At 58.5% G+C, this 21,283-nt stretch carries 21 protein-coding genes; 13 read left to right on the forward strand and 8 right to left on the reverse strand.

Annotation, left to right across the window (positions count from 1 at the left end; genetic code table 11):
- The first annotated feature begins 32 nt into the window (after nt 1–32).
- Genes AB5H98_RS01705 through AB5H98_RS01720 form a run of 4 tightly spaced genes read left to right on the forward strand, consistent with a single transcriptional unit; the run spans nt 33 to nt 5,195 of the window.
- The gene (locus tag AB5H98_RS01705) at nt 33–1,295 is read left to right on the forward strand and encodes a DUF1015 domain-containing protein (protein WP_367924184.1); all 1,263 of its coding nucleotides are present in this window, start codon (nt 33–35) and stop codon (nt 1,293–1,295) included.
- A 58-nt stretch (nt 1,296–1,353) separates the two neighbouring features.
- On the forward strand, nt 1,354–3,141 hold the full coding sequence (gene aspS, locus AB5H98_RS01710; RefSeq protein ID WP_367924185.1) for an aspartate--tRNA ligase: 1,788 nt from the start codon (nt 1,354–1,356) through the stop codon (nt 3,139–3,141).
- 56 nt (nt 3,142–3,197) lie between these two features.
- Nucleotides 3,198–3,968 (forward strand): GNAT family N-acetyltransferase, encoded by a 771-nt coding sequence (locus tag AB5H98_RS01715; protein WP_367924186.1) that lies wholly within the window; start codon nt 3,198–3,200, stop codon nt 3,966–3,968.
- A 51-nt stretch (nt 3,969–4,019) separates the two neighbouring features.
- Entirely contained in the window at nt 4,020–5,195 is a 1,176-nt protein-coding gene (locus tag AB5H98_RS01720) for an MFS transporter (RefSeq protein WP_367924187.1), read from the forward strand.
- On the opposite strand, the gene AB5H98_RS01725 is transcribed toward AB5H98_RS01720, so the two are convergent.
- Entirely contained in the window at nt 5,167–6,579 is a 1,413-nt protein-coding gene (locus tag AB5H98_RS01725) for a PLP-dependent aminotransferase family protein (protein WP_367924188.1), read from the reverse strand. The two genes, AB5H98_RS01720 and AB5H98_RS01725, sit on opposite strands and share 29 nt — an antisense overlap.
- A gap of 121 nt (nt 6,580–6,700) precedes the next feature.
- Between AB5H98_RS01725 and AB5H98_RS01730 the strand changes: the two genes are divergently transcribed.
- The 5 genes from AB5H98_RS01730 to AB5H98_RS01750 all read left to right on the forward strand — a co-directional run bounded on the left by AB5H98_RS01730 (nt 6,701) and on the right by AB5H98_RS01750 (nt 10,618).
- Nucleotides 6,701–7,261: an ECF transporter S component gene (locus AB5H98_RS01730; protein WP_367924189.1), complete on the forward strand. Its 561-nt coding sequence runs from the start codon at nt 6,701–6,703 to the stop codon at nt 7,259–7,261.
- 181 nt (nt 7,262–7,442) lie between these two features.
- Nucleotides 7,443–9,020 carry a GDSL-type esterase/lipase family protein gene (locus AB5H98_RS01735; RefSeq protein ID WP_367924190.1) on the forward strand — a complete coding sequence of 526 codons (1,578 nt, stop codon included), beginning with the start codon at nt 7,443–7,445 and terminating at the stop codon, nt 9,018–9,020.
- 127 nt (nt 9,021–9,147) lie between these two features.
- A complete protein-coding gene (locus AB5H98_RS01740) occupies nt 9,148–9,666 on the forward strand; it encodes a stage V sporulation T C-terminal domain-containing protein (RefSeq protein ID WP_367924191.1) in 519 nt (172 codons plus the stop codon).
- A gap of 125 nt (nt 9,667–9,791) precedes the next feature.
- Nucleotides 9,792–10,412, forward strand: coding sequence for a DUF2975 domain-containing protein (locus AB5H98_RS01745; RefSeq protein WP_367924192.1), 621 nt, complete (start codon nt 9,792–9,794; stop codon nt 10,410–10,412).
- A complete protein-coding gene (locus AB5H98_RS01750) occupies nt 10,409–10,618 on the forward strand; it encodes a helix-turn-helix domain-containing protein (protein ID WP_367924193.1) in 210 nt (69 codons plus the stop codon). Before AB5H98_RS01745 ends, AB5H98_RS01750 begins: the two co-directional genes overlap by 4 nt.
- A 33-nt stretch (nt 10,619–10,651) precedes the next feature.
- Here AB5H98_RS01750 and AB5H98_RS01755 read toward each other — a convergent pair whose 3' ends face one another.
- On the reverse strand, nt 10,652–10,795 hold the full coding sequence (locus tag AB5H98_RS01755; RefSeq protein ID WP_367924194.1) for a hypothetical protein: 144 nt from the start codon (nt 10,793–10,795) through the stop codon (nt 10,652–10,654).
- A gap of 70 nt (nt 10,796–10,865) precedes the next feature.
- Between AB5H98_RS01755 and AB5H98_RS01760 the strand changes: the two genes are divergently transcribed.
- On the forward strand, nt 10,866–11,735 hold the full coding sequence (locus tag AB5H98_RS01760) for a hypothetical protein (protein WP_367924195.1): 870 nt from the start codon (nt 10,866–10,868) through the stop codon (nt 11,733–11,735).
- Nucleotides 11,736–11,789: 54 nt separating this feature from the next.
- Here AB5H98_RS01760 and AB5H98_RS01765 read toward each other — a convergent pair whose 3' ends face one another.
- Entirely contained in the window at nt 11,790–13,331 is a 1,542-nt protein-coding gene (locus AB5H98_RS01765) for a UDP-glucose--hexose-1-phosphate uridylyltransferase (RefSeq protein WP_367924196.1), read from the reverse strand.
- 178 nt (nt 13,332–13,509) lie between these two features.
- Between AB5H98_RS01765 and AB5H98_RS01770 the strand changes: the two genes are divergently transcribed.
- The gene (locus AB5H98_RS01770; protein WP_367924197.1) at nt 13,510–14,028 is read left to right on the forward strand and encodes a GNAT family N-acetyltransferase; all 519 of its coding nucleotides are present in this window, start codon (nt 13,510–13,512) and stop codon (nt 14,026–14,028) included.
- Between the two features lie 327 nt (nt 14,029–14,355).
- Nucleotides 14,356–15,741 (forward strand): asparagine--tRNA ligase, encoded by a 1,386-nt coding sequence (gene asnS / locus AB5H98_RS01775; RefSeq protein WP_367924198.1) that lies wholly within the window; start codon nt 14,356–14,358, stop codon nt 15,739–15,741.
- Nucleotides 15,742–15,792: 51 nt separating this feature from the next.
- Here asnS and AB5H98_RS01780 read toward each other — a convergent pair whose 3' ends face one another.
- A complete protein-coding gene (locus AB5H98_RS01780) occupies nt 15,793–16,233 on the reverse strand; it encodes a hypothetical protein (RefSeq protein ID WP_367924199.1) in 441 nt (146 codons plus the stop codon).
- A 4-nt stretch (nt 16,234–16,237) separates the two neighbouring features.
- The gene (locus AB5H98_RS01785) at nt 16,238–16,582 is read right to left on the reverse strand and encodes a winged helix-turn-helix transcriptional regulator (RefSeq protein ID WP_367924200.1); all 345 of its coding nucleotides are present in this window, start codon (nt 16,580–16,582) and stop codon (nt 16,238–16,240) included.
- Nucleotides 16,583–16,688: 106 nt separating this feature from the next.
- On the opposite strand from AB5H98_RS01785, the gene AB5H98_RS01790 reads away from it, so the two are divergent.
- Nucleotides 16,689–17,084, forward strand: a complete 396-nt coding sequence (locus AB5H98_RS01790; protein ID WP_367924201.1) for a pyridoxamine 5'-phosphate oxidase family protein — start codon at nt 16,689–16,691, stop codon at nt 17,082–17,084.
- Nucleotides 17,085–17,157: 73 nt separating this feature from the next.
- Here AB5H98_RS01790 and epsC read toward each other — a convergent pair whose 3' ends face one another.
- From epsC to AB5H98_RS01805, 3 genes are all read right to left on the reverse strand, one after another.
- The gene (gene epsC / locus AB5H98_RS01795) at nt 17,158–17,820 is read right to left on the reverse strand and encodes a serine O-acetyltransferase EpsC (protein WP_367924212.1); all 663 of its coding nucleotides are present in this window, start codon (nt 17,818–17,820) and stop codon (nt 17,158–17,160) included.
- A gap of 174 nt (nt 17,821–17,994) precedes the next feature.
- A complete protein-coding gene (locus AB5H98_RS01800; protein ID WP_367924202.1) occupies nt 17,995–19,683 on the reverse strand; it encodes a carbon starvation protein A in 1,689 nt (562 codons plus the stop codon).
- A gap of 452 nt (nt 19,684–20,135) precedes the next feature.
- The gene (locus AB5H98_RS01805; protein WP_367924203.1) at nt 20,136–21,272 is read right to left on the reverse strand and encodes an AI-2E family transporter; all 1,137 of its coding nucleotides are present in this window, start codon (nt 21,270–21,272) and stop codon (nt 20,136–20,138) included.
- Between the last annotated feature and the right edge of the window lie 11 nt (nt 21,273–21,283).

Below are 21,283 nucleotides of genomic sequence, written 5' to 3' on the forward strand. Positions count from 1 at the left end.
AAAGGATATGAGAGAGCACGGGGGGAGAGAACATGAAACCATTTTGCGCGGCGGACATTCTGCTGCCTGCAGAGAGCGTGGAACTGGAAAAGTGGGCGGCGCTGGCCTGCGACCAGTTCACAAGCAAGCCCGAATATTGGCGCCAGGCTGAGGCGCTGTGCCAGGATGCGCCCAGCACGCTGCACATCACGTTGCCGGAAGTGTATCTTGGCAAAGAGGGAGAAAAAGAGCGCATCGCGAAAATCCATCAAACCATGGAAGAATACCTGAAAACGGTGCTGACGCGCACGGTCCACGGTTTTGTGTACGTGGAGCGCACCACCGCCAGCGGCGTGCGCCAGGGCCTGGTGGGCGCGGTGGATTTGGAACAGTACGACTATCGTCCGGGCACCCGGCCCCTGGTGCGGCCATCGGAAAACACCGTGGCCGAGCGCATCCCGCCCCGTCTGGCGGTGCGCCGGGGCGCGGCGCTGGAGACGCCCCACATTCTGATGCTCATTGACGATGAACAAAACACCGTGGTGGAGCCTTTGGCCGCGCGCAAAGACCGGCTGCAAAAACTGTACGACACGCCCCTGATGCTGGACGGCGGCCGCGTGGCGGGCTGGGCCGTGACCGACCCGGCGGACATCGCCGCTGTGGAGCGTGCGCTGGAGACCATGGGCACCCAGGCGTTTTTTGACGCAAAATATCCACAGGCCGCGTCCGCGGCGCCTTTGGCGCTGGCTGTGGGCGACGGCAACCACTCGCTGGCCACGGCCAAAGCCGCCTGGGAACAGGTGAAGGCCGGGCTCACAAAGGCCCAGCAAGAAACCCACCCGGCTCGCTGGTGCCTTGTGGAACTGGAGAACATCCACTGCCCGGCCATCGGGGTAGAGGCCATCCACCGGGCGGTGTTCGGCACAGATTTTAACGCTTTTTCCACCGCATTCCGCGCCTGGCTCGAAGCCCACGGCGGCTGCGGCGATGCGCAGATGTTCCGGCTCACCGACGGCGAGAAAGAGCAAAGTCTGGGCGCGGCCAACCCGCCCCATCCGCTGGCCGTGGGAACGCTGGAAGCCTTTCTCGGGGATTTGTGCAAAGAAAACCCCGGCGTGCGCGTAGACTACATCCACGGCGAAGAAGAAGTGCGCCGGCTGGCCCGCGCGGGAGCCGTGGGCGTACTTTTGCCCGATTTTCAAAAGAGCGATTTGTTCCGCGGCGTGGTGCTGGGGGGCGTGTTGCCCAAGAAAACCTTTTCCATGGGCCACGCAGAGGAAAAACGCTATTATCTGGAGTGTCGGAAAATCTTGTAAAACGCCGCGCAAGGCGCTATACTGTTAGAAGATTTCACAATCGTAAGGAGAATGATTCATGGAGACCATGGGTAATCTGCGCCGCACCCATTATGTGGGCGGTCTGCGGGCCAAGGACGCGGGCACGGAGATGACCGTTGCCGGGTCCATCGCCAAATGTCGGGACAAGGGCGGCATCATCTTTGCCGATTTGAGAGACAATACCGGCATTCTGCAATTGATTTTTGACGATTCCACCGACAAGGCTGTGTTCGAAAAGGCCGGCAGCCTGAAAAGCGAGTACGTGGTCATCGCCAAGGGCGTTCTGCGCGAGCGCGACGCCAAGACCGACAAGATCCCCACCGGCGAGGTGGAGCTGTTTGTCACCGAGTTAAGAGTGCTCAGCGAGGCCGAGACCACGCCTTTTGAGGTGCGTGACGGCATCAATGTAAACGACCAGTTGCGGCTGAAATACCGCTATCTGGATCTGCGCCGTCCGTCCATGCACGAGCCCATTGTGCTGCGCTCCAAAATCGCGCAGCTCATCCGCAACTATTACTGCGACAACGATTTTGTGGAGATCGAGACTCCCATGCTCATCAAATCCACACCCGAGGGCGCCCGGGACTATCTGGTGCCCAGCCGTGTGCAGCCCGGTCATTTCTACGCGCTGCCCCAGTCCCCCCAACTGTACAAGCAAATTTTGATGCTGTCCGGCTTTGACCGGTACTTCCAAATCGCCCGGTGCTTCCGCGACGAGGATCTGCGCGCTGACCGTCAGCCCGAGTTCACCCAGGTGGACATGGAGATGAGCTTTGCCACCGAAGAGGACATCATGACCGTCAACGAGGGCCTTGTGAAAAAACTGTTCAAAGAAATTTTGAACATCGACGTGCAAACGCCTTTCCTGCGCATGCCCTACGCCGAGGCCATGGCACGGTTCGGCTCCGACAAGCCCGACACCCGCTTCGGCCTGGAATTGATGGACGTGACCGATGCGGTGCGCACCAGCCAGTTCGTTGTATTCCGCTCGGCCGTGGAAGGCGGCGGCAGCGTGCACGCCATCAACGTCAAGGGCATGGCGGACAAGCTCAGCCGCAAGGAGATCGACAAACTGGTCGAGGTGGCCAAGACCTACGGGGCCAAGGGCCTTGCCTACACCCGCTGGACTTCGGACGCCAAGTCCTCCAGCTTTGAAAAGTTCCTCACCGAAGACGAGACAGCGGCCTTGTACGCGGCGGCCGATTTCGCCCAGGGCGACGTGCTGCTGCTGGCCGCGGATTCGAACAGCGAAAAGGCCTGCACCATTCTGGGCGCCGTGCGCTTGGCAGTGGCTGAGAAATACGAGCTCATCGACAAAGACAAATTCAACTTCTTGTGGGTCACGGACTTCCCCCTGTTCGAGTACAGCGAGGAAGAGGGCCGCTACATGGCAAAGCACCACCCGTTCACCATGCCCAAGGACGAGGACCTGGACAAGGTGGAGAGCGAGCCCGGCGTTTGCCGCGCCAAGGCCTACGACATGGTGCTCAACGGCTGCGAAGTGGGCGGCGGTTCCATCCGCATCAACGACCCGGCTTTGCAGGACCGCATGTTCCGGGCCCTGGGCTTCACCGAGGAGCGCGCCCGGGAGAGCTTCGGCTTCTTGATGGACGCCTACCGCTACGGTGCACCTCCCCACGGCGGCATGGCTTTCGGCTTCGACCGTCTTGTGATGCTGATGCTGAAAAAGGACTCCATCCGCGACGTGATCGCCTTCCCCAAGGTGCAGAACGCCGGCGAGCCCATGTCCGGCTGCCCCGAGACCGTGGAGCAAAAGCAACTGGACGATTTGTCCATTGCCTACGTGCCCAAATCCGAAGAATAAACCAAAACGGCACAGGACCTGAGTCCTGTGCCGTTTTTTTGAAAGGAGACGCAGAGATGCGCACGAACGCTCAAATTTTAAAAATCGCAATGGAGCAGTCCGCCCGCGACAGCGGCTGCCTGGCAGAGGATTTTCAATCAAACCAAAACAAAGTGGTGTTGTCCCGCAAAACGCAAGGCGCCAGAAAATATCTGGAGCTTCCCTTTGTATGTGATTTTACTTCCTACGGAAACAACATCGTAGCGTCTGTTTCACCGCCTTTGGTTCAAATTGCACAAGCGTACATCGACCGCTTTCCCACCGAGCACTGCTTTGAAACACCCAATCTTCACGTGCTGATGCAGGCCCTTGCGCCCATGGGACTGAATGTGTGTTTTATGGCCGAATATTTTTTGCCGGATGTGGACAGGCTGCGCCCAATGCCCTGTGCATACCAGACAAAAATCCTTTGCCAAAACGATTTCGGGCCTTTGTATCTGCCCCAGTGGAGCAACGCGTTGTGCGAAAAGCGGAAAAATCTGGATGTGCTGGCGGTGGCCGCTTACGACAACGACCGGCTCATCGGACTCGCCGGATGTTCCGCCGACTGCGACACCATGTGGCAAATCGGCGTGGACGTGCTGCCCGAATACCGCCGGCAGGGCGTTGCCAGCGCGCTCACCAGCCGGCTGGCGCTGGAGATTTTGGACAAAGACCGGGTGCCGTTTTACTGCGCGGCCTGGTCCAACTTAAAATCCGTGGGCAATGCGCTGAAATGCGGCTTTAAACCCGCGTGGGTCCAAATGACGGTCAAACCGAACGAGGTCATTCAACAGTACAATCAGTGAATGGAGCGCACCCCTTTTGGCCATACTCCCCTGGAAGGAGCGTGGGTGTGTATGCAGAAGTTTTTAAAAAAGCATCGCTGGAGCATCCTGGCCGCCGGAGCGGCCATTCAGGTGCTGACCGGCATTCCGTCGGCCTGGGGCGTGTTCCAGAAAAGCGTGTGCCAGGGATACCGCCTGGACGAGGGCGACAGCGCTATGATTTTCAGCTTCGTCATCTGCTTTTTCGGCATCGGATGTGTGCTGGGCGGCCTGTTGCAGGACAAAAAAGGCCCCCGTGTCGCCGGAATCGCCGGCACCGTGCTGTTGGGCGCCGGGTTTTTGAGCGCCGGACTGTGGGTCCCGGCGCAGAACCCCTGGGTGTTTTACGCGGCCTTCAGCGCCCCCGTGGGCCTGGGCTGCGCGTTTTTATATCCCGCGGTCATGAGCTGCGCCCAAAAATGGTACGCGGACAAAAAAGGCCTTGCCACCGGAGTCATCGGCGGCGCGGTGGGCATCTCTGGCGCGGTGCTCACGGCTTTGGGCCGCTGGCTCATCGGAATGTGGGGCATCCGCGGGGCCTTTTGCGCGTTGGGCGCCGGCATGCTGGCGGTGTGCGGCGCAGCCTGCCTTTTACTGGAAAATCCAAAGACCAGCGCTTGCTCTGACACAAAGGCAAAAAATTACACCCCCGGCCAAATGGTCAAAACCCGGCAGTACTGGCTTTTGGTGGCGGTGGTGGCGCTGTCCACTCCCGCGGTGCTGCTGTTCAGCCCCATCATCGTGGAACTGGCCCAGCAAAGAGGCCTTTCGGAAAAGGCCGCTTTGTCCTGCATCGTGGTGGGCTCTGTGTGCTCGGCCGCAGGCCGGCTGTTGATGTCGTGGCTGTCGGACAAAATCGGCCGAAGGTACACGGATATGCTGCTGTTTGCCGGACTGTGCGGGCTGTCGGTCTGGTTTTGGCGCGCAGGCGGCTGGTGGGTGCTGGTGGTGTACAGCATGCTCACCTTTTGCTACTCCGGCCAGGCCGCCGTGCTGCCCAGCGCTGTCACGGACCTGTTCGGGCCGCGGCACACCGGCGTCAACTACGGATTTGTGGCCCTGGGCATGAGCGCGGGCAGCGTGGGCTTTCCGCTGGCGGCAAGACTTCTCCATCTGACCGCCGGGCGCCATGTCATCGCCATCGCAGCGGCCGGTGTGGGGCTTGTGTGCCTGTTCTTTCTCAAACCGACGCAGGGCGAGCGTCTGTGAGCGGCGCCCATGCCCGCCCCAGCGCCTGGGCGGCCCCTTCAATGTCCTCGGGGGCAAGGCCCGCGTAGCCCAGCACCAGCGTGGGGGATGCCGGGCACGGACCGTGGTAATAGTCCGAAAGCCCCGTCAAATGCACGCTCTGCGCTGCGGCACGCTCCACAAGTTCGGCCTCGGTGGCGTTTGTGTGCACTTGTAAAAGAAGATGCAGCCCCGTATGACTGCCCCGCACCGTGTGCGGCACATCTGCAAGCGCATTGTCCAGCGCCGCCACCAGCGCGTCCCGCCGGCCCCGGTAGGCTGCCCGCAGCCGCGCCAAATGTCGGGAAAACCAACCCCCATCCATAAAACGGCTCAAGGTCTGCTGCTCAAAACGGCTCACGGTGCACGAGTAAAAGCCGAACCGCTGGCGATAGGCCTCCAAAAGCTCTGCGGGCAGCACCATGTATCCAATTCGGATGGCCGGCGCCACGCTTTTGGAAAAGGTGCTGATGTAAATGACTTTTCCCGCCTCGTCCAGGCCCTGCATACAGGGAATGGGCCGGCCGTCAAACCGGAACTCGCTGTCGTAATCGTCCTCGATCACGTACCGGCCCGGCGCGCTCTGAGCCCACTGCAAAAGCTCTGTGCGCCGGCCCACAGGCATGGTCACTCCCGTGGGGAACTGGTGGCTGGGCGTCACGTAAGCAAGCTGCGCACCGCTTTTGGCCAGCGCCCGGGCCGACATTCCCTGTTCGTCCACAGGCACAAAAGTCACCGGCGTGCCGTTGTTGGCAAGAATGCGATGGGTGCGGGCATAGCCCGGGTCCTCCACCGCAAACAAACGCCCTGCAAACAGCCGCGCCAAAATGCCCAACAGATATTCGATGCCCGCGCCCACCACGATTTGCTCGGCCTCGCACCGGGCGGCCCGGGCCTCCCGCAGATGCCGCGCAATGGCGGCGCGCAGCTCCTCGTCTCCGCTGCGGGGGCCGTGGTTCAAAAGCCGCGGCTCGCCCACCACGTCCCGCTGGATGCGACGCCAGGTCTTAAAGGGAAACAACTTCGTATCGATGCTGGCCGTCTCAAAATTGTACCGCCAAAGCGGTGGAGCGGGCGCCTTTTCCACTTTTGCCGCCGGTGCCGGCGCAGTCAGCCGCCAAAGCTTTTGCACCACAAAACCGCTGCGGGGCTTTGCCACAAGATATCCTTCTGCCGTCAGCATCTGATAGGCTGTGTCCACGGTGTTCACGCTCAACTCCAACTGTTCGGCCAAACGGCGCTTGGAAGGCAGCTTCTCGCCCGGAGCAAGCCGCCCCGTCCGGATGGACTGTACAAAATACGTATACAACTGCTGGTACAAAGGAGTTTTACTCCCCGCCTGTGGCACAAATACCAAATCTTCCATCTCTGCCTCCAATCTGAACCCATGAAAAATTTAAAAATTGAATATTTCAATGAGTTCAATTTCTTTTATAATGAGGATAAGGCGAAACGGAACGCCTGTCAAGAGAGGGAGGAAAGATACCATGCGGGAAGATCGTTTTTCGGTGCGTCAACTGGCCGCGGTAGGCCTTTTGAGCGCGCTGGTGTTTGTGTTCAGTTGGGTGCAGATCCCCATTGGGGACGTGGCCCGCATTCATTTGGGAAATGTGTTCTGCGCGCTCAGCGGACTTTTGTTCGGGCCGCTGGTGGGGGGACTTGCGTCCGGATTCGGCAGCATGCTGTTTGACTTCACCAACCCCGCCTACATCGCCGAGAGCTGGATCACCTTTTTGACCAAGTTCTTCATCGGCTTTTTGGCCGGACTCATCGCCTGCCGGGGAAAGACGCACACTCTGCGCCGGGACCTTGTGGGCGCCGGCGTGGGCAGCGCAGCGTATGTGGTGCTGTATCTGTTCAAGTCGTTTGTGGTCATGTATCTGGTCGAAGGGCAGGCTTTGCAGGCGGTGCAGGTGCAGCTTGTGACCAAGGGGGTCACCAGCGTCATCAACGGCGTTTTGGCCGTGGCTGCGTCGGCGGTGCTGGTGCAGGCCATTCGCCCCTCGCTGGAAAGAGCGGGCGTGCTGGGTCTGGGACATGCGCACTGAATCAAAAAATATACGGGGCTTTGCCAATGCAAAGCCCCTTTTTTCATCCTGCGCTTTGTGACGAAAAAAAGTGAGATGAATAAGAAATGGTCTATGGGCTGGCTTTTTTGAATCAAATCATGTACAATAAAAGAATCGTGGAAAAATTATGCCCCTGCGGCCTGAGGGAGGAGAATACAGATTGTATCAGATCCAAAAATTCTTCCGGAAAACCGGGAAGGCATTTCAGCGCTTTTTTAGGCGCGTGCGAAGCGGCAGCCTGCTGGACATTGCCATTTTGGCGGTGGCCTGTTTGTTGGTGATCGTTCTGATCGCCATTTTTGTGCTGACGGTCACTGCAAAGGGAGAGCCTGCTTCCGGTACACCCCAAAGCATCTCACAAAGCGAGAGTTATGACATGAACGCAAACTCCCTCAATGTAGAGGAGTACGACGGCACCGTTCTGCCCGAAACTGAGGACGCGGGGCAGGAATACATCGACAACACCCTGTTCATCGGCGACTCCAACACCGAGCGCATGGTGGTCTACGAGGCCACTACCTGGCAGAACAACCTGGGCGTGACCGGCATGGGCATTCAGGACGTGACCGGCACAGCCACGCAGAAGTTCTCCGGGTATTCCTCCTTGGTGACCGTGCCAAAAGCGGTGGAACTGCTTCAGCCGCAGCGCATCATCATCACCTTCGGCACCAACAACACCGGCTGGTCCGCCGATGTGTTCGCCGAGCAGTATAAAAAGGCCCTTTCGGCCATTCATGAGGCATACCCCTCTGCCGACATCATCATCAATGCCGTGCCTCCGGTCGCAAAACAGCGGGATTATCCCAACATCAGTATGCAGACCATCGACAGTTTCAACCAGGCGCTTTTGGAACTGGCACGGGAAGAAGGATATACCTTCCTCAACTCCAGTGAGGCGCTCAAAGACCCCTCTACGGGCTACGCCAAAAGCGGGTACATGGTCAGCGACGGCGTGCATTTGAGCGAGACGGGCATGAATGCGCTCATGGATTACATCCGCACCCATGCCCACGAGACCGAGGACACCCGCCCCGAAGTGTCCAACGTGCCCACCCATGTGGCGCCTCCGGACGGTTTGTTTGTCACTGTCAATGAGCCCGATTCTTCCTCTTCCTCCTCTTCTTCTTCCTCCTCCAGCAAGGTCGAAGGAAAGGTGAAAGTGGTGTTCAGCGTGGCCGGTGACACCGCCGGCGGCTCTCTGAGCGGCACGCTGCAGCAGGAAGTGGAACCCGGCGGCACCTGTTCTGCGGTGACTGCCACCGTGAACAGCGGCTACGCCGTGACCTGGGGATGCAGTGTGGGAACCATTGCCAATGTGAACGCCACCTCCCTGTCCTTTACCGTGCCCAGCTATGTGGAGGGCGGCACCACCATCACCGTGACGGCCAGCTTTAAAAAGACCACCTGCGAACACACTTACGACGCAGGCGTCGTCACCACCGAGCCCACCTGCGGGACCGCGGGCGTCAAGACCTTCACCTGCACCAAGTGCGGTGCAACGTACACCGAGTCGGTGCCCGCCACGGGCGCTCACAATTTCAGCATCCTGGTCAGCGAGACCCCCGCTCAGGTGGGTGTGGACGGCTCCCGCGTGTACCAGTGCAGCGTGTGCGGTGCCCAGTACACCGAAGTCATCCCGGCTTTGCCGGATTCTTCGACACCGACCCCGCCGCCTTCTTCTTCGACGGTCACGTCGACCCCCACAAACAGCACGGCTTCTGTGGAATCCACGGGCTGAACGATTGCGCATAAAAGCGGACGACTGCATGGCAGCCGTCCGCTTTTTTGTGCGAAGAAATGGTATATTCTTCATCCATTGGCAGATACTACTAATACAAATCTGTAAAGACCAATGGAGGAAAATTATGAAGGCTACTGGAATCGTGCGCCGCATTGATGATTTGGGACGGGTGGTCATCCCAAAGGAAATCCGCCGTACTCAGATGATCCGAGTGGGCGACCCGTTGGAGATTTTTGTGTCCGGAGCGGGAGAAGTGATTTTTAAAAAATACAGTCCCATCGGAGAGCTGGCCGTTGAGGCCGCCCACCTGGTGGAGGCTTTGTACAAAAACGCCGGCGTGCCCGCCCTGGTCACCGACCGCGACAAAGTGGTGGCTGCGTCCGGAATCCTGCGCCCAGGCGTGGGGCGCTCTTTGGACGGCGAGTACTCCTCCCGCATGGAAAACCGGCGCGTTTACACCGCCGACGGCGAAAAATTTGCCGTGTGCAGCGGCCTGGCCGTCACCTTGATGGCGCCTGTCCTCAGCAGCGGCGACCTCATCGGAAGCGTGGCGGTTTTGGCGTCCGACACAGTCTCCCCCGAGTGCGCCGGGACCCTTGCCCGGGTGTCGGCCTCCTTCTTGGGCCGCCGGCTGGAGGAGTAAGCCTCCCCGTTTTCGCTGCAAAAGACCGTTTGGACACACCGTCCAGACGATTTTTTAATGTTTATCATTAAAAAGTTATTGAAAAATTAGAATTTCTATTGTATACTGAGGGCGAGGTGAGGAAGATGGTACAGCGGTGGATGAACGAGTCCTTTGCCCGGGCGGCAGCGCGGGTGTTAAAGGGTGTGTGCTGGCTTGTGATGGGATTTTATGTTCTGTGCCTGGTGTTGAGCATACTGGGCCGGCAGACCTTTGTGTTGCACACCAGCACCGGCACCTATGACCGGGCCATTTACGCCGAGGAAAATCACGAGCCCGCGTCCCGGGGCCTCACGGTGGGCAGTTCCGACAATGTGTACGTGCGCGCCAACGATGAGGACGGCATAGACTGGGTCACCCAGATGGGCTTGAGCCTGATGTACGCGGTCCATGTGCTGCCTTTGATTGCGGCCTACTGGCTTTTGAGCCGGGTGCTGGCCAACGTCCAGGCCGGGCGCATCTTTGCGCCGCCCAACGACGTGTATCTGCTGGGCTACGGGGCATTGCAGTGCGCCGTGGCGGTGCTGGTGCCGGTTTTAAAGATGCTGATTTGCCAGGTTTGCAATCTTTTTTCAAAGAGCCAGATTTCCATCGGCATCAGCATGAACCTGATGGGCGCGCTGTTTCCCGGTGTTGCCTTTTTGGTGGCGGCGTACATCCTTCATTACGGCATGGAATTGCAGGACGAGGTGGACCACACACTATGATCGTCATTCGACTGGACCGGGTGCTGGCAGACCGGAAAATGCGGCTGAACGACCTTGCCGCCAAGGTTGGAATCTCCAACGTGAATTTGTCGTACTTAAAAACCGGAAAGGTGCGGGCCGTGCGCTTTAGCACGCTGGACGCCATTTGCAAAGCGCTGGACTGTCAGCCCGGAGACATTTTGGAATATGTAGACGATGAGCCATGAAAAACAAGGCCGGTCTTTGACCGGCCTTGTCTTTTACAAATCGTCTGCGTCTTGTACGGGGGTCTCGCGCGGGTCTTTCGGGCGCCCTGTGTAACTGCCCAGAGGGTCCGTTGGATCGGGGCGGGCATTGAGCGCCGCCCGGACGGCGGGCGCGTCCATGGGATCTTTTTTCTTCATGGCACTTTCCTCCTTTGTATATAACATGCGCCAAAGGGCCATGCTATATACATGAAAGGAGGGAAGATGGGTGAAAGGGACAAAGCTGTTCTGGCGTTCGATGCTGCTCTCGCTGGCAGTCATCGTGCCCTTTTATCTGGTGGTGGCAGTCTATGGAATGAGCCGCGCTACGCCCGTCCAGGAGGCGCGCACCGATGTGCCCATCACGCATCCCACCTCCACAGACGCCAAAACGCTCTTAGTCATGACCGGCCAGGAAGAGCCCGAGCACTTTGTGCTCATCCGGTTCGACGCCATGGAAAACCGGGTGGTGACCATGGCCGTGCCCGGAGAACTGGCCGTGCCGGGCACAAACGGACAGGAAAGCCTGGTGCAGGCCGTGCAAAAAGCCGGTCCGGCCCAGGCTGCCCAGCTTGTGTATCAGGTGCTGGGAGTTCCGGTCAGCGACTATGTGTATTGCGACGCCGACACGCTGGCGGAGCTGACGAGCGGGCTGGGAAATACCCGCATGAGCCTTGCCAATTACATGAGCGCCGCCACGTTGGGCGAACTTCAGTTGAGCATTCCCGGGGTGGGGAACATGACGCTCAACACCCAGTTGCTGGCGCAGGTGCTGGCGGCGGGCGCCGCCAACCCGGAAATGGAGCTGTTGCTGCGGGCAGAAGGGTATCTGGCGTTTTTGAAATCCGGCATGGAACACCTGACCGAAGTGCTGCCCGATGCAATGCGCACGGCCGTCAGTGAGTGCTCCACCGCCCTGACCGCCACCAAAATTTACGACTACGAGCGCATTTTCCGCTTTTTGGAAAAACAGGCGCCCGAGTGCCGGGCCTTCACGCTGCCCGGAACGTACGCAGAGGACGGCCTGTTCCGCCCAGGCTCCCAGGCCGACGCAGTGGTCCAGGGATATCTGGACGGGGATTCGGCTGTGTCGGACTGAGTTTTCAAAACAAAAAAAGCCGGTCGAGCTTTGCCCGACCGGCTTTTTTTATTTTCAAGATTTGCGGCACCCCAGTTTTGCCAAAAACCGGTCAAAAGCCGCCTGGCCTGCCGGTGTCTGTTTGAACACGCCGGCGTGTTCAAGACAAGTCTCGAACTTGGCGCCGATTTCCTGCTTGACGGCTTCCAGCGCTTTGGCCTCGCTCAAATTGCAACCGTATTTTTCCACAAGGAAATCGATCCAGTCGCTGTGCACCGGCGCCGCGGCCTTGGCCTCCTCGGCGCTCACACGGCCCGCCAGCACCCGCGCGACCACTGCGGCCTGCTTTTCCAGACGGCTGGGCAAAATGGCCAGTCCCATCACTTCGATCAGACCGATGTTCTCCTTTTTGATGTGGTGAATCTCCGGATGCGGATGGAAAATGCCGGCGGGGTACTCCTCGCTGGTCCGGTTGTTGCGCGGCACAAGGTCCAGCACATAGCCGGCCTCGCTGTCGTGATGCAAAATCGGCGTGACCGTGTTGTGCGGCACGTTTTCACCGTTTTCCTCGGTGTTGGCCAGAATGTCGGCCGCCGCGTCCGAATAACCACGCCAGGTCTGCAAAAACTGCTCCGCAAAAGCCTGCATCTGCGGAATGTCGTGACCGGTCACACGCACCGTGCTCACAGGCCAGCACAGCGTCTCGATTTTTACGTCCGGATATAACGGGTGAAAATACGTGCACTGGGTCTTTGCGCGCTGCATGGGGAAGGTGTAACATCCGCCCTGGAAATGCATGTGGCTGAGAATGCTGCCGCCCACAATGGGCAAATCTGCATTCGAACCGCAGGTGTAGTGGGGGAACTGGCGCACAAAGTCAAACAGTTGGGCAAACGTGCGGGGCTGAATGCGCATGGGTTCATGCTTTTCCGCAAATACAATGCAGTGTTCGTTGTAATACACATAGGGGCTGTACTGCAAATACCACCGCTCGCCGCACAAACTCAAAGGCACGATGCGATGGTTCTGCCGGGCCGGAAAATTCACACGCCCTGCATACCCGATGTTCTCCGGGCACAGCATGCACTTGGGATAGCTGGCCGCCGGCTGCAGCCGCTCCAGCGCGATGGTCTTGGGGTCCTTTTCAGGTTTGGTCAAATTGATGGTGATTTCCAGCGTCCCGTATTTGCCGGTGTATTCCCACTGAATGTTTTTCGCGATTTGAGCGGTGCGGATGTAGTTGGACACGATGCACAAATCGTAAAAATAATCCGTGGCGGCCTTCGAACCCGACGTTTTCCACAGCGCGTCGAATTTGGCGGCTACCTCGCTTTCCCGCGGCATCACCGCTCCCATGATGCGGGCTTCAAAGTTCACCCGCAGCGCCGGGATCTCGTTATCAAACAGGCCCTTTTTTGCGGCCTCGTCCAAAAGTCCTTCCAAAAGTTCCGTGGGTACGTCCAAATGTTCCTCGGGCACTTCGCCGGCCCAGGGCTCAGACAGCCCAAACAGGTCCAAAAGCGTGTTGCGCGCCACGTACATGTCCAGCTCAGTAATGAGCGAATGTTGCACACTGAACCGGAGCAGGCGCTCGATGAGAAGTGCGGTCTGTGCCATAAAAGCTCCTCCTTCATTGGAAACGAACAGGTTGGTTTGCGTCTCTTCTACTTTCATTATATCGGCGCGGGCCCGCGCTTACCATGTACTTTTGTTGTGGTCACTGGGCAATTCTGTGCCCAAATTTACACAAACCCACCCGGTGTGATAAAATGAGCACAAAGAGAGGAGTGACACCATGCACATCCGGCAACCCATCCAGGGCCAGCGCATCTGTCTGCGCAACTGCCAAGCGTCCGACATCGAGTTTTTGTCCCGCATGTGGCTGGACGCGGAAAACGGAAAATACACAAGCGACCCCACCCCCGAATATGCCGACGAGGCCTTTCAAAAAGCCTTGCAAACGCTGCCCGACAGCCCCTTCGGATACTATCTTGTGGTACAGCGCACCGATACAAAACAGCCGGTGGGCTCGGTGTCCCTGTTTCCGGACACGGACAAAAAGGTGTATGAAATCGGCTACTGCATTCACAAAGACCACTGGAGAAAAGGATACGCCACCGAGGCCGTGGAGCTGGCCATTGACTGGCTGCGAAAAACGGGCGCAGAAAAGCTGACCGCTCAGGTGGCAAACGAAAACGCCGCCTCTCGGGCGCTGTTGTGCAAACTGGGCTTTCGCGTGGCGGGGCAAAGCAGTTTTCAAAAATACAACATGCCCGTGCGCTTTGAAAGCCTGCTTTATGCGCGCCGGCTGTGAGGGCTTGACAAAGCCCGCAGGACAATGGTACCATAAAGAGCAAAGGCAGCGACGGAGAAAAGTAACGCGAACAGGCAGGCCTAGCGAGTGGGGGATGGTGCAAGCCCCGCGCCGCGCCCCGCGCCAAGAACCCTCCCGAGCCGCAATCCGAACCCCCTCGGGCCAGTAGGTGCGCCGTGGGCAGCGCGTTAAGCTGCAACGCTTTTGCGAGCGGAAAAGGGACCGCCTTTCGGCGGTAATTTAGGTGGCACCGCGGATCTGACAGCGATTCGTCCTAAACGGACGGTCGGGCTGTCGGATTTTTTTATTTTTTAGGAGTGATATCGTATGAAACGAACCGAGATTCGCCAGCTCTACCGCGAGACTCCCGCCGACGGCGCCGTGGTCACCGTGTGCGGCTGGGCCAAAACTGTGCGCGATTCCAAAAACATCGGTTTCATCGAACTGTCGGACGGCGGCTGCTTCAAGCCCCTTCAAATCGTGTTCGAGGCCGCCAAATTGGACAATTACCGCGAGATCGCCAAGGCCGGCGTGGGCACTAGCCTGCAGGTCACCGGCCGCGTGGTGCTGACCCCGGGCGCAAAACAGCCCTTTGAGATCAACGCCGACGAAATTTGTGTTCTGGGCACCTGCGGCCCTGAATATCCGTTGCAGAAAAAACGTCACACCGTTGAATTTTTACGCACCATGCCCCATCTGCGCCCCCGCACCAACACCTTTGCGGCGGCCTTCCGCGTGCGCAGCGTGGCGGCTTACGCCATCCACAAGTTCTTCCAGGAGAACGGCTTTGTGTACGCGCACACCCCGCTCATCACCGGTTCTGACTGCGAGGGCGCAGGCGAGATGTTCCGCGTGACCACGCTGGATCTGGACAATGTGCCCCGCACCGAAGACGGAAAAGTGGACTTTTCAAAAGATTTCTTCGGCCGGTCCACTAACCTGACCGTGTCCGGCCAGTTGGAAGCCGAGGCCATGGCCACAGCGTTCGGCAAGGTGTACACCTTCGGACCCACCTTCCGGGCCGAGAACTCCAATACGCCCCGCCATGCCGCCGAGTTCTGGATGATCGAGCCGGAGATCGCGTTTGCGGATCTGGCCGACGACATGGACCTGGCCGAGGCCATGGTCAAGAGCGTCATCTCTTACGTGCTGGAGCAGTGCCCCGCGGAGCTGGCCTTCTTCAACCAGTTCTTTGACAAGGGCCTGTTGGAGCGCCTGAACGCCCTGGTGAACAGCGAGTTCGTGCGCGTCAGCTACACCGAGGCCGTGGAGATTTTGAAACAGCACAACGACCAGTTCCAGTACAAAGTGGAATGGGGCACCGACTTGCAGACCGAGCACGAGCGCTATCTGACCGAGAAAATTTATCAGAAACCCGTGTTCGTCACCGATTATCCCAAGGAGATCAAGTCCTTCTACATGCGCCTGAACGACGACGGCAAAACCGTGGCCGCGTCGGACATGCTGGTGCCCGGCGTAGGCGAATTGATCGGCGGCAGCCAGCGTGAAGAGCGTCTGGACGTGCTTTTGGCCCGCATGGACGAGCTGGGGCTTGGCCGCGAGGACTACGAGTGGTATCTGGATCTGCGCCGGTTCGGCACGGTGAAACACGCCGGCTTCGGTTTGGGCTTTGAGCGCCTCATCATGTATTTGACGGGCATCCCCAACATCCGCGACGTCATTCCCTTCCCCCGCACCGCCGGTGGATTCTAAAATTTCATCGAAAAAAGACCGGCCGGGCACATGCCCGGCCGGCTTTTTGGTTCATTGGCAAACGTTGAGCATCTCATCCATCAGTTGCGGTGCGCCGCTCAATCGATAGTTCTTATAATCGGCTGAAAATTCCCCGTTTGAAGAGAAGAAAATCGTGGAACACCAGCGCCCGTCCTTGAATCCGTGCACATAGAGCATCTCATCCGAAAGCCCCTTGGCCGAACCGTCGGAAAAAGGAGTGGCAAACGTCCTTTGGTAACGGGCCTGTTCCAACAGCGCCCAAAGCCGGTTTTGCTGGTCCTGGGTCAACTGGTCGTACCGGACCACTTCGATGTCCGGTTGCGCATTTGCAATCGTGGTCTTTTCCCACATCACCAGCAGTTGGTCGCTTTCCAAAAGAGGCTGTGCCGCGGACATGGGCCAAAAATAAAACGTCAGCGCGGCCGCCACCAGCACCAAAAGGCCGCCGGCCCCAATCACTTTCCTTCGCATCCCCTCACTCCTTGCTGTCTCGATTCAGATAGGCGATGTAATCGTTTCCCCAGTCCTCCAGCGCGCTCAGCACACTGCGGAACTGCTCGCCCACTTCGCTCAGCCGGTACTCCACCCGCGGCGGAATCTGCCGGTACTCCGTGCGCACGATCAGGCCGCTGGCTTCCAGCGCCTTCAACTGCCGGGACAAAGTGGTGTGGGTCATCTCCTCGGGCATCCGGCGCTGAAGTTCGTTGAACCGGACCGGGCCGTCCGCCAAAAGATGCATCAGATACAAAGACCATTTCCCGGCAAGCACTTTTTGCGCCGTCACATACGGGCAGCGCCCAAACAAAGAAGGTTCTTTCATGTTACGCTCCTCTCTGATACCGGTATCAAAAAATATCGTACTTGTTTTTAATTGCCTATAATTGTACCATAAATACAACACAATGCAAGGAAGAAGGCGTTTTCAAATGGAAGAAATTCAAAAATACCTAAAAGAGTGCGGCACCTTTTACCTGGCTACTTGTCAGGACGGCCAGCCCCGGGTGCGGCCGTTCGGCGCTGTGTGCGGGTTTGAGGGAAAACTGTACATTGTGACCAACAACCAAAAGGACGTATACCGCCAGATGAAGGCGAACGACCGGGTGGAAATTTGCGGCATGAACAAAGGCACCTGGCTCCGGCTGACCGGACGGGTCAAAGAGGACACGCGCCGCGAGGCCCGGCAGGCCATGATGAATGAAAATCAGGCCGCTCTCAGCTCCATGTACACCGTGGACGACGGATTGATGACCGTGTTTTTCTTTGAAGAGGGAACGGCGGTGCTCTCCTCTTTTACCCAGGAGCCCCGGACCATCCGCTTGTAAAAGCAAAAAACAGCCGCAAACCGATTGGTTTGCGGCTGTTTTCCTGTTACACGCCACACAGCGCAGAGCAAGTTTATTCAAAATCGTCCTCGCCGCCGCCGCGCTCGATTTCGTGAGCGCGCTCTTCAAGCTGCGTGATGCGCTTTTGCAGCGCCGACAACTCCGCCCGCACAATGTCCGGGTAGTCCCGCTGGTTGAGCACCTCGCTCTCGTGCAGCACCTTGTTGCCGTTGATGCGCACCACCCGGGCGGGAATGCCAATGGCCGTGGCATTGGCCGGAATGTTGGCCAGCACCACGCTGTTGGCGCCGATGCGGCTGTTGGCCCCGATGACGATGGGGCCCAGCACCTTGCACCCGGTGCCGATGAGCACGTTGTCCTCAATGGTGGGGTGGCGCTTGCCCTCGTCCTTGCCGGTGCCCCCCAGGGTCACCCCATGGTACAGCGTCACGTTGTTGCCGATTTCTGCGGTCTCGCCGATGACCACGCCTGCGCCGTGGTCAATGAACAGTCCGTCGCCAATGGTGGCACCGGGATGAATCTCAATGCCCGTGAACCCGCGCCCCCATTGACTGACCATCCGCGCCAGGAAAAAGCGCCGGTGGCGAAACAGCCAGTGAGACACTTTATAAAATACCAGCGCATGAAAGCCCGGATACAACAGCATGACCTCCGCCAAAGTGCGGGCGGCCGGGTCTTTGTCCCGCATGGAACGGGCGTCTGCCAAAAGGCCCATGCACAACACTCCTTTGTCTACAAAATTGGGATACATACAAGTATACCATGCAAAAAGGCCGTATACAAGCCAAAAAAACGTCCAAACGCACAAACAGGCCGGCCGGGTCCCACACCCGGCCGGCCTGTACCGGCAAAATGCGCCGGCAAAAACACCCCTCAAAACATGTGATTCTTATTTTTGTGTGCTGGGCTCTTTGGCCATCAATTTCTGCACGCCCTGCACGGCTACGATCACGCCCAAAGCGAACAGAGCCACCGCAAAGAACAACTGCAAACCGTCGCCTGCCACATTGGCCGACGTGCCTGCCAGAATGCCCCCGGTCTTTTGCACGATGGTCATGGTCAGCGCGGTCAGCGTCACGGCCAGCATGACCACCATGGGCACCCACAGCATCCAGCCCTTGCGTTTGGTGCGTTTCAGATACACTGCGCAGGCAATCAGGGCCAGGGCGCTCAAAAGCTGGTTGGCCGAGCCGAACAGCGGCCAGATGGACTGATAGCCCGCTTTGGCCAAAAGGTAGCTGAGCACCAGCGTCAGCACGGTGGCAAAGTACTTATTGGTGACCACCTTGCGCCAGGGTTCCATGTTCTCATCCTCAATGGACGCGTCCAAAAACAGCTCCTGGAAGGACAGACGGCCAATGCGGGCCACGCTGTCCAGACTGGTCAGGGCAAAGGCGGACACCGCCAGGTTGATGAGCGTGAAAATCAGGTTGTAGGAAAAGCCCAGCTCGGCCAAAAAGCCGGCTACGCCGCCTGCAAAAATCTGGGCGGGCGTGGTGTAGCCCTGGGCCGCCGCCTCACCGGTGGCAAAGCTGCCCACGGCGATCAGCGCGATCACCGCCAGCATGGACTCCATCAGCATGGCGCCAAAGGAGACCGGCAGCATGTTCTTCTCGTTTTTGATCTGCTTGGAAGCCGTGCCCGAGGAAACCAGGCTGTGGAAGCCGGAAACAGCGCCGCAGGCGATGGTGACAAACAGAATGGGGAACATATAACCGGTGCCCTCCACATAGAACGAGGTGAAGGCCGGCAGGTTGATGGACGGATTGGTCAGCAGTACGCCCAACACGGCGGCCACGATCATGAACACCAAAAGATAGCTGTTCAGATAGTCACGCGGCTGCAACAGCGCCCACACAGGCACCACGCTGGCCACAAAGATGTACGCGAACACGATCAGATGCCAGGTGCCGGTGGGAAAATACACCGGTGCGTGCAGGCCCACGGCTACGCCCACCACCAAAAGCGCAATGGCGATCAAAGTGTTCAGCCATTTGTGCAGCTTGCCGTAGCGCAGCAAGCAGCCCAGCGCCACAGCTTCTACGATGAACAGCATGGAAGTGGTGGCCACGTTGCCGTTGGCCACGATTTGAGAGCCGTCGGCCGCAAAGCCGTTGAATGTGCCGGCCACTACGTCCGCAAAGGCTGCCACCACCAAAATGCAGAACAGCCAGCAGAACAAAAGAAACAGCTTTTTGCCCCACTTGCCAATGTATTCTTCAATGATGTAACCGATGGTGCGGCCCTTGTTCTTCACCGACGCGTACATGGCCGAAAAGTCCTGTACAGCGCCAAAGAACACGCCGCCGATCAAAACCCACAAAAGCACCGGCACCCAGCCGAACACCGCCGCCTGAATGGGGCCGTTGATGGGGCCCGCACCTGCGATGGAGGCAAACTGGTGGCCAAATACTACGCCCGTGTCCGCCGGCTCGTAGTCTACGCCATCTTCAAATTCATAGGCCGGCGTCTTTGCGTTGGGGTCGATGCCCCAGGTCTTTGCCAGCCATCGGCCGTAGAAAAGATACCCCGCGCCCAGAACCACGATGGCAATGCACATCATGATAAGTCCGTTCATTGATTGATTCCTTCTCTCCTTCGTTTTTCATCGTCAAAAAAAACAGGGCTTCATCCTCCTGTCGGAAGACGAAACCCTGTACACAAGTTCCGCGGTACCACTTCGCTTGCCGCAAACGCGACCACTCTGCCGTGTCAAACAACACGTGTGCCGGTAACGGAGCACAACTCCGGCCGCGCCTACTGGGACTTTTCCGTTGGGGCGGCTGCTGGCAGGGGATGCCCGGTTCGGTCTGCTTCCGCCTTGCACCAACCGGCGGCTCTCTGAAAGCAGGGGCCCAAATCAGGACGGCCTGTTCACTGCATTTAACGATGATGTGTATTATAATACCCCCATACAGCCCTCGCGTCAAGGGACAATGCGCAAAAAGTTTAGCTGCGAAACACTTTATTTTTTGTGAATTTTACCACACAAAAACGGTCCCGGAGCCAATGCTCCGGGACCAAACGTTTTTAACAACCGTCCTTCGATTCCAGCCGGCGCCGGGTGATTTCGCGGGCCAGCGTGTACAAAATGCTGCACACAGGCACCGCAAAGAGCATGCCCCCGATGCCCCACAAACTGCCGCCCACGGTGACGCTGGTCAGCACCCAGATGGCGGGCAGGCCCACCGAAGAGCCCACCACGCGGGGATAGATGAGGTTGCCCTCGATCTGCTGGAGAACCAGCAGGAAAATCACGAACAAAACCGCCTGCACCGGGTCCACCATCAAAATCATGAAGGCGCCCACCACCGTGCCGATGACCGCGCCCACAATGGGAATCAGGGCACAGATGCCCACCAGCGCGCCGATCATGGGCGCATAGGAAAAGCGGAACAGCGTCATGCCCAGCCAGCACAGAAGGCCCAGAATGCACGCCTCGGTGCACTGGCCCGTGACAAAACTGGCGAAAGTGTCCGAGGAAAGGCGCGCCACATACAAAAGCGTCTTTGCGGCGCGGTCGGGCAAAAACGCCCGGCAAACGGCTGCGCACTGAGCTTTCAGCTTTTCTTTGCCCAGCAGAATGTAAAGCGCCAGGATAAAGGCGATCACAGCGTTGGTAATGCCGCCCACCGTGCCCGAAATCACCTGCACCGTGCCGTCCACAAGAGAAGAGACCTGGTTGGTCAGATAGGTGATCAGTTCCCGGCCCGTGTTGGCCCAGTCAATGTCCAGCCCCGCCAGCCATTGCTCCAGTTGGGGAAAGCGGTCTGCGTTGTCCTGCAAAAAGGTGATCACCCGCGTCAGGAACGGAGGCAGCGTGTTGGCCAGCACCACAAACGCATTGACCAGCTCCGGCACAACCAACCAGAACACCGCCGCCAGCACCGCCAAAATGAACAAAAGGGAAATCAAAATGCACAGGGGCCTGCGCAGCCGCGCAAGGGCCTTTTTTTGAGTGTGAGGAAACAAATGCTTTTCCAAAAAACGCATGGGAACGTTTAACACGAAGGCGATGCAGAAGCCCAGCGTCAAGGGGAACACCACCGTCGCCAGCGAACCCAGCACCGATGCCAGCAGCGCCAGGTTGCACAGCACCCAATACAGCACCACGCATCCGCCCAAAACAAGGGCCAGGCGCAGCAAAGTCGGTTTATCCAGTTTCATACATGCACCTC

It is taken from the genome of uncultured Ruthenibacterium sp., from assembly GCF_963558415.1.
In the GTDB taxonomy this organism is placed as follows: Bacteria; Bacillota; Clostridia; order Oscillospirales; family Ruminococcaceae; genus Ruthenibacterium.

What these genes read in the sequence shown, in the direction of transcription:
- AB5H98_RS01705 (WP_367924184.1), top strand. Translation starts at nt 33, where the DNA reads ATGAAACCATTTTGCGCGGCGGACATTCTGCTGCCTGCAGAGAGCGTG.
- aspS (WP_367924185.1), top strand. Translation starts at nt 1,354, where the DNA reads ATGGAGACCATGGGTAATCTGCGCCGCACCCATTATGTGGGCGGTCTG.
- AB5H98_RS01715 (WP_367924186.1), top strand. Translation starts at nt 3,198, where the DNA reads ATGCGCACGAACGCTCAAATTTTAAAAATCGCAATGGAGCAGTCCGCC.
- AB5H98_RS01720 (WP_367924187.1), top strand. Translation starts at nt 4,020, where the DNA reads ATGCAGAAGTTTTTAAAAAAGCATCGCTGGAGCATCCTGGCCGCCGGA.
- AB5H98_RS01725 (WP_367924188.1), bottom strand. Translation starts at nt 6,579, where the DNA reads ATGGAAGATTTGGTATTTGTGCCACAGGCGGGGAGTAAAACTCCTTTG.
- AB5H98_RS01730 (WP_367924189.1), top strand. Translation starts at nt 6,701, where the DNA reads ATGCGGGAAGATCGTTTTTCGGTGCGTCAACTGGCCGCGGTAGGCCTT.
- AB5H98_RS01740 (WP_367924191.1), top strand. Translation starts at nt 9,148, where the DNA reads ATGAAGGCTACTGGAATCGTGCGCCGCATTGATGATTTGGGACGGGTG.
- AB5H98_RS01745 (WP_367924192.1), top strand. Translation starts at nt 9,792, where the DNA reads ATGGTACAGCGGTGGATGAACGAGTCCTTTGCCCGGGCGGCAGCGCGG.
- AB5H98_RS01750 (WP_367924193.1), top strand. Translation starts at nt 10,409, where the DNA reads ATGATCGTCATTCGACTGGACCGGGTGCTGGCAGACCGGAAAATGCGG.
- AB5H98_RS01755 (WP_367924194.1), bottom strand. Translation starts at nt 10,795, where the DNA reads ATGAAGAAAAAAGATCCCATGGACGCGCCCGCCGTCCGGGCGGCGCTC.
- AB5H98_RS01765 (WP_367924196.1), bottom strand. Translation starts at nt 13,331, where the DNA reads ATGGCACAGACCGCACTTCTCATCGAGCGCCTGCTCCGGTTCAGTGTG.
- AB5H98_RS01770 (WP_367924197.1), top strand. Translation starts at nt 13,510, where the DNA reads ATGCACATCCGGCAACCCATCCAGGGCCAGCGCATCTGTCTGCGCAAC.
- asnS (WP_367924198.1), top strand. Translation starts at nt 14,356, where the DNA reads ATGAAACGAACCGAGATTCGCCAGCTCTACCGCGAGACTCCCGCCGAC.
- AB5H98_RS01780 (WP_367924199.1), bottom strand. Translation starts at nt 16,233, where the DNA reads ATGCGAAGGAAAGTGATTGGGGCCGGCGGCCTTTTGGTGCTGGTGGCG.
- AB5H98_RS01785 (WP_367924200.1), bottom strand. Translation starts at nt 16,582, where the DNA reads ATGAAAGAACCTTCTTTGTTTGGGCGCTGCCCGTATGTGACGGCGCAA.
- AB5H98_RS01790 (WP_367924201.1), top strand. Translation starts at nt 16,689, where the DNA reads ATGGAAGAAATTCAAAAATACCTAAAAGAGTGCGGCACCTTTTACCTG.
- epsC (WP_367924212.1), bottom strand. Translation starts at nt 17,820, where the DNA reads ATGGGCCTTTTGGCAGACGCCCGTTCCATGCGGGACAAAGACCCGGCC.
- AB5H98_RS01800 (WP_367924202.1), bottom strand. Translation starts at nt 19,683, where the DNA reads ATGAACGGACTTATCATGATGTGCATTGCCATCGTGGTTCTGGGCGCG.
- AB5H98_RS01805 (WP_367924203.1), bottom strand. Translation starts at nt 21,272, where the DNA reads ATGAAACTGGATAAACCGACTTTGCTGCGCCTGGCCCTTGTTTTGGGC.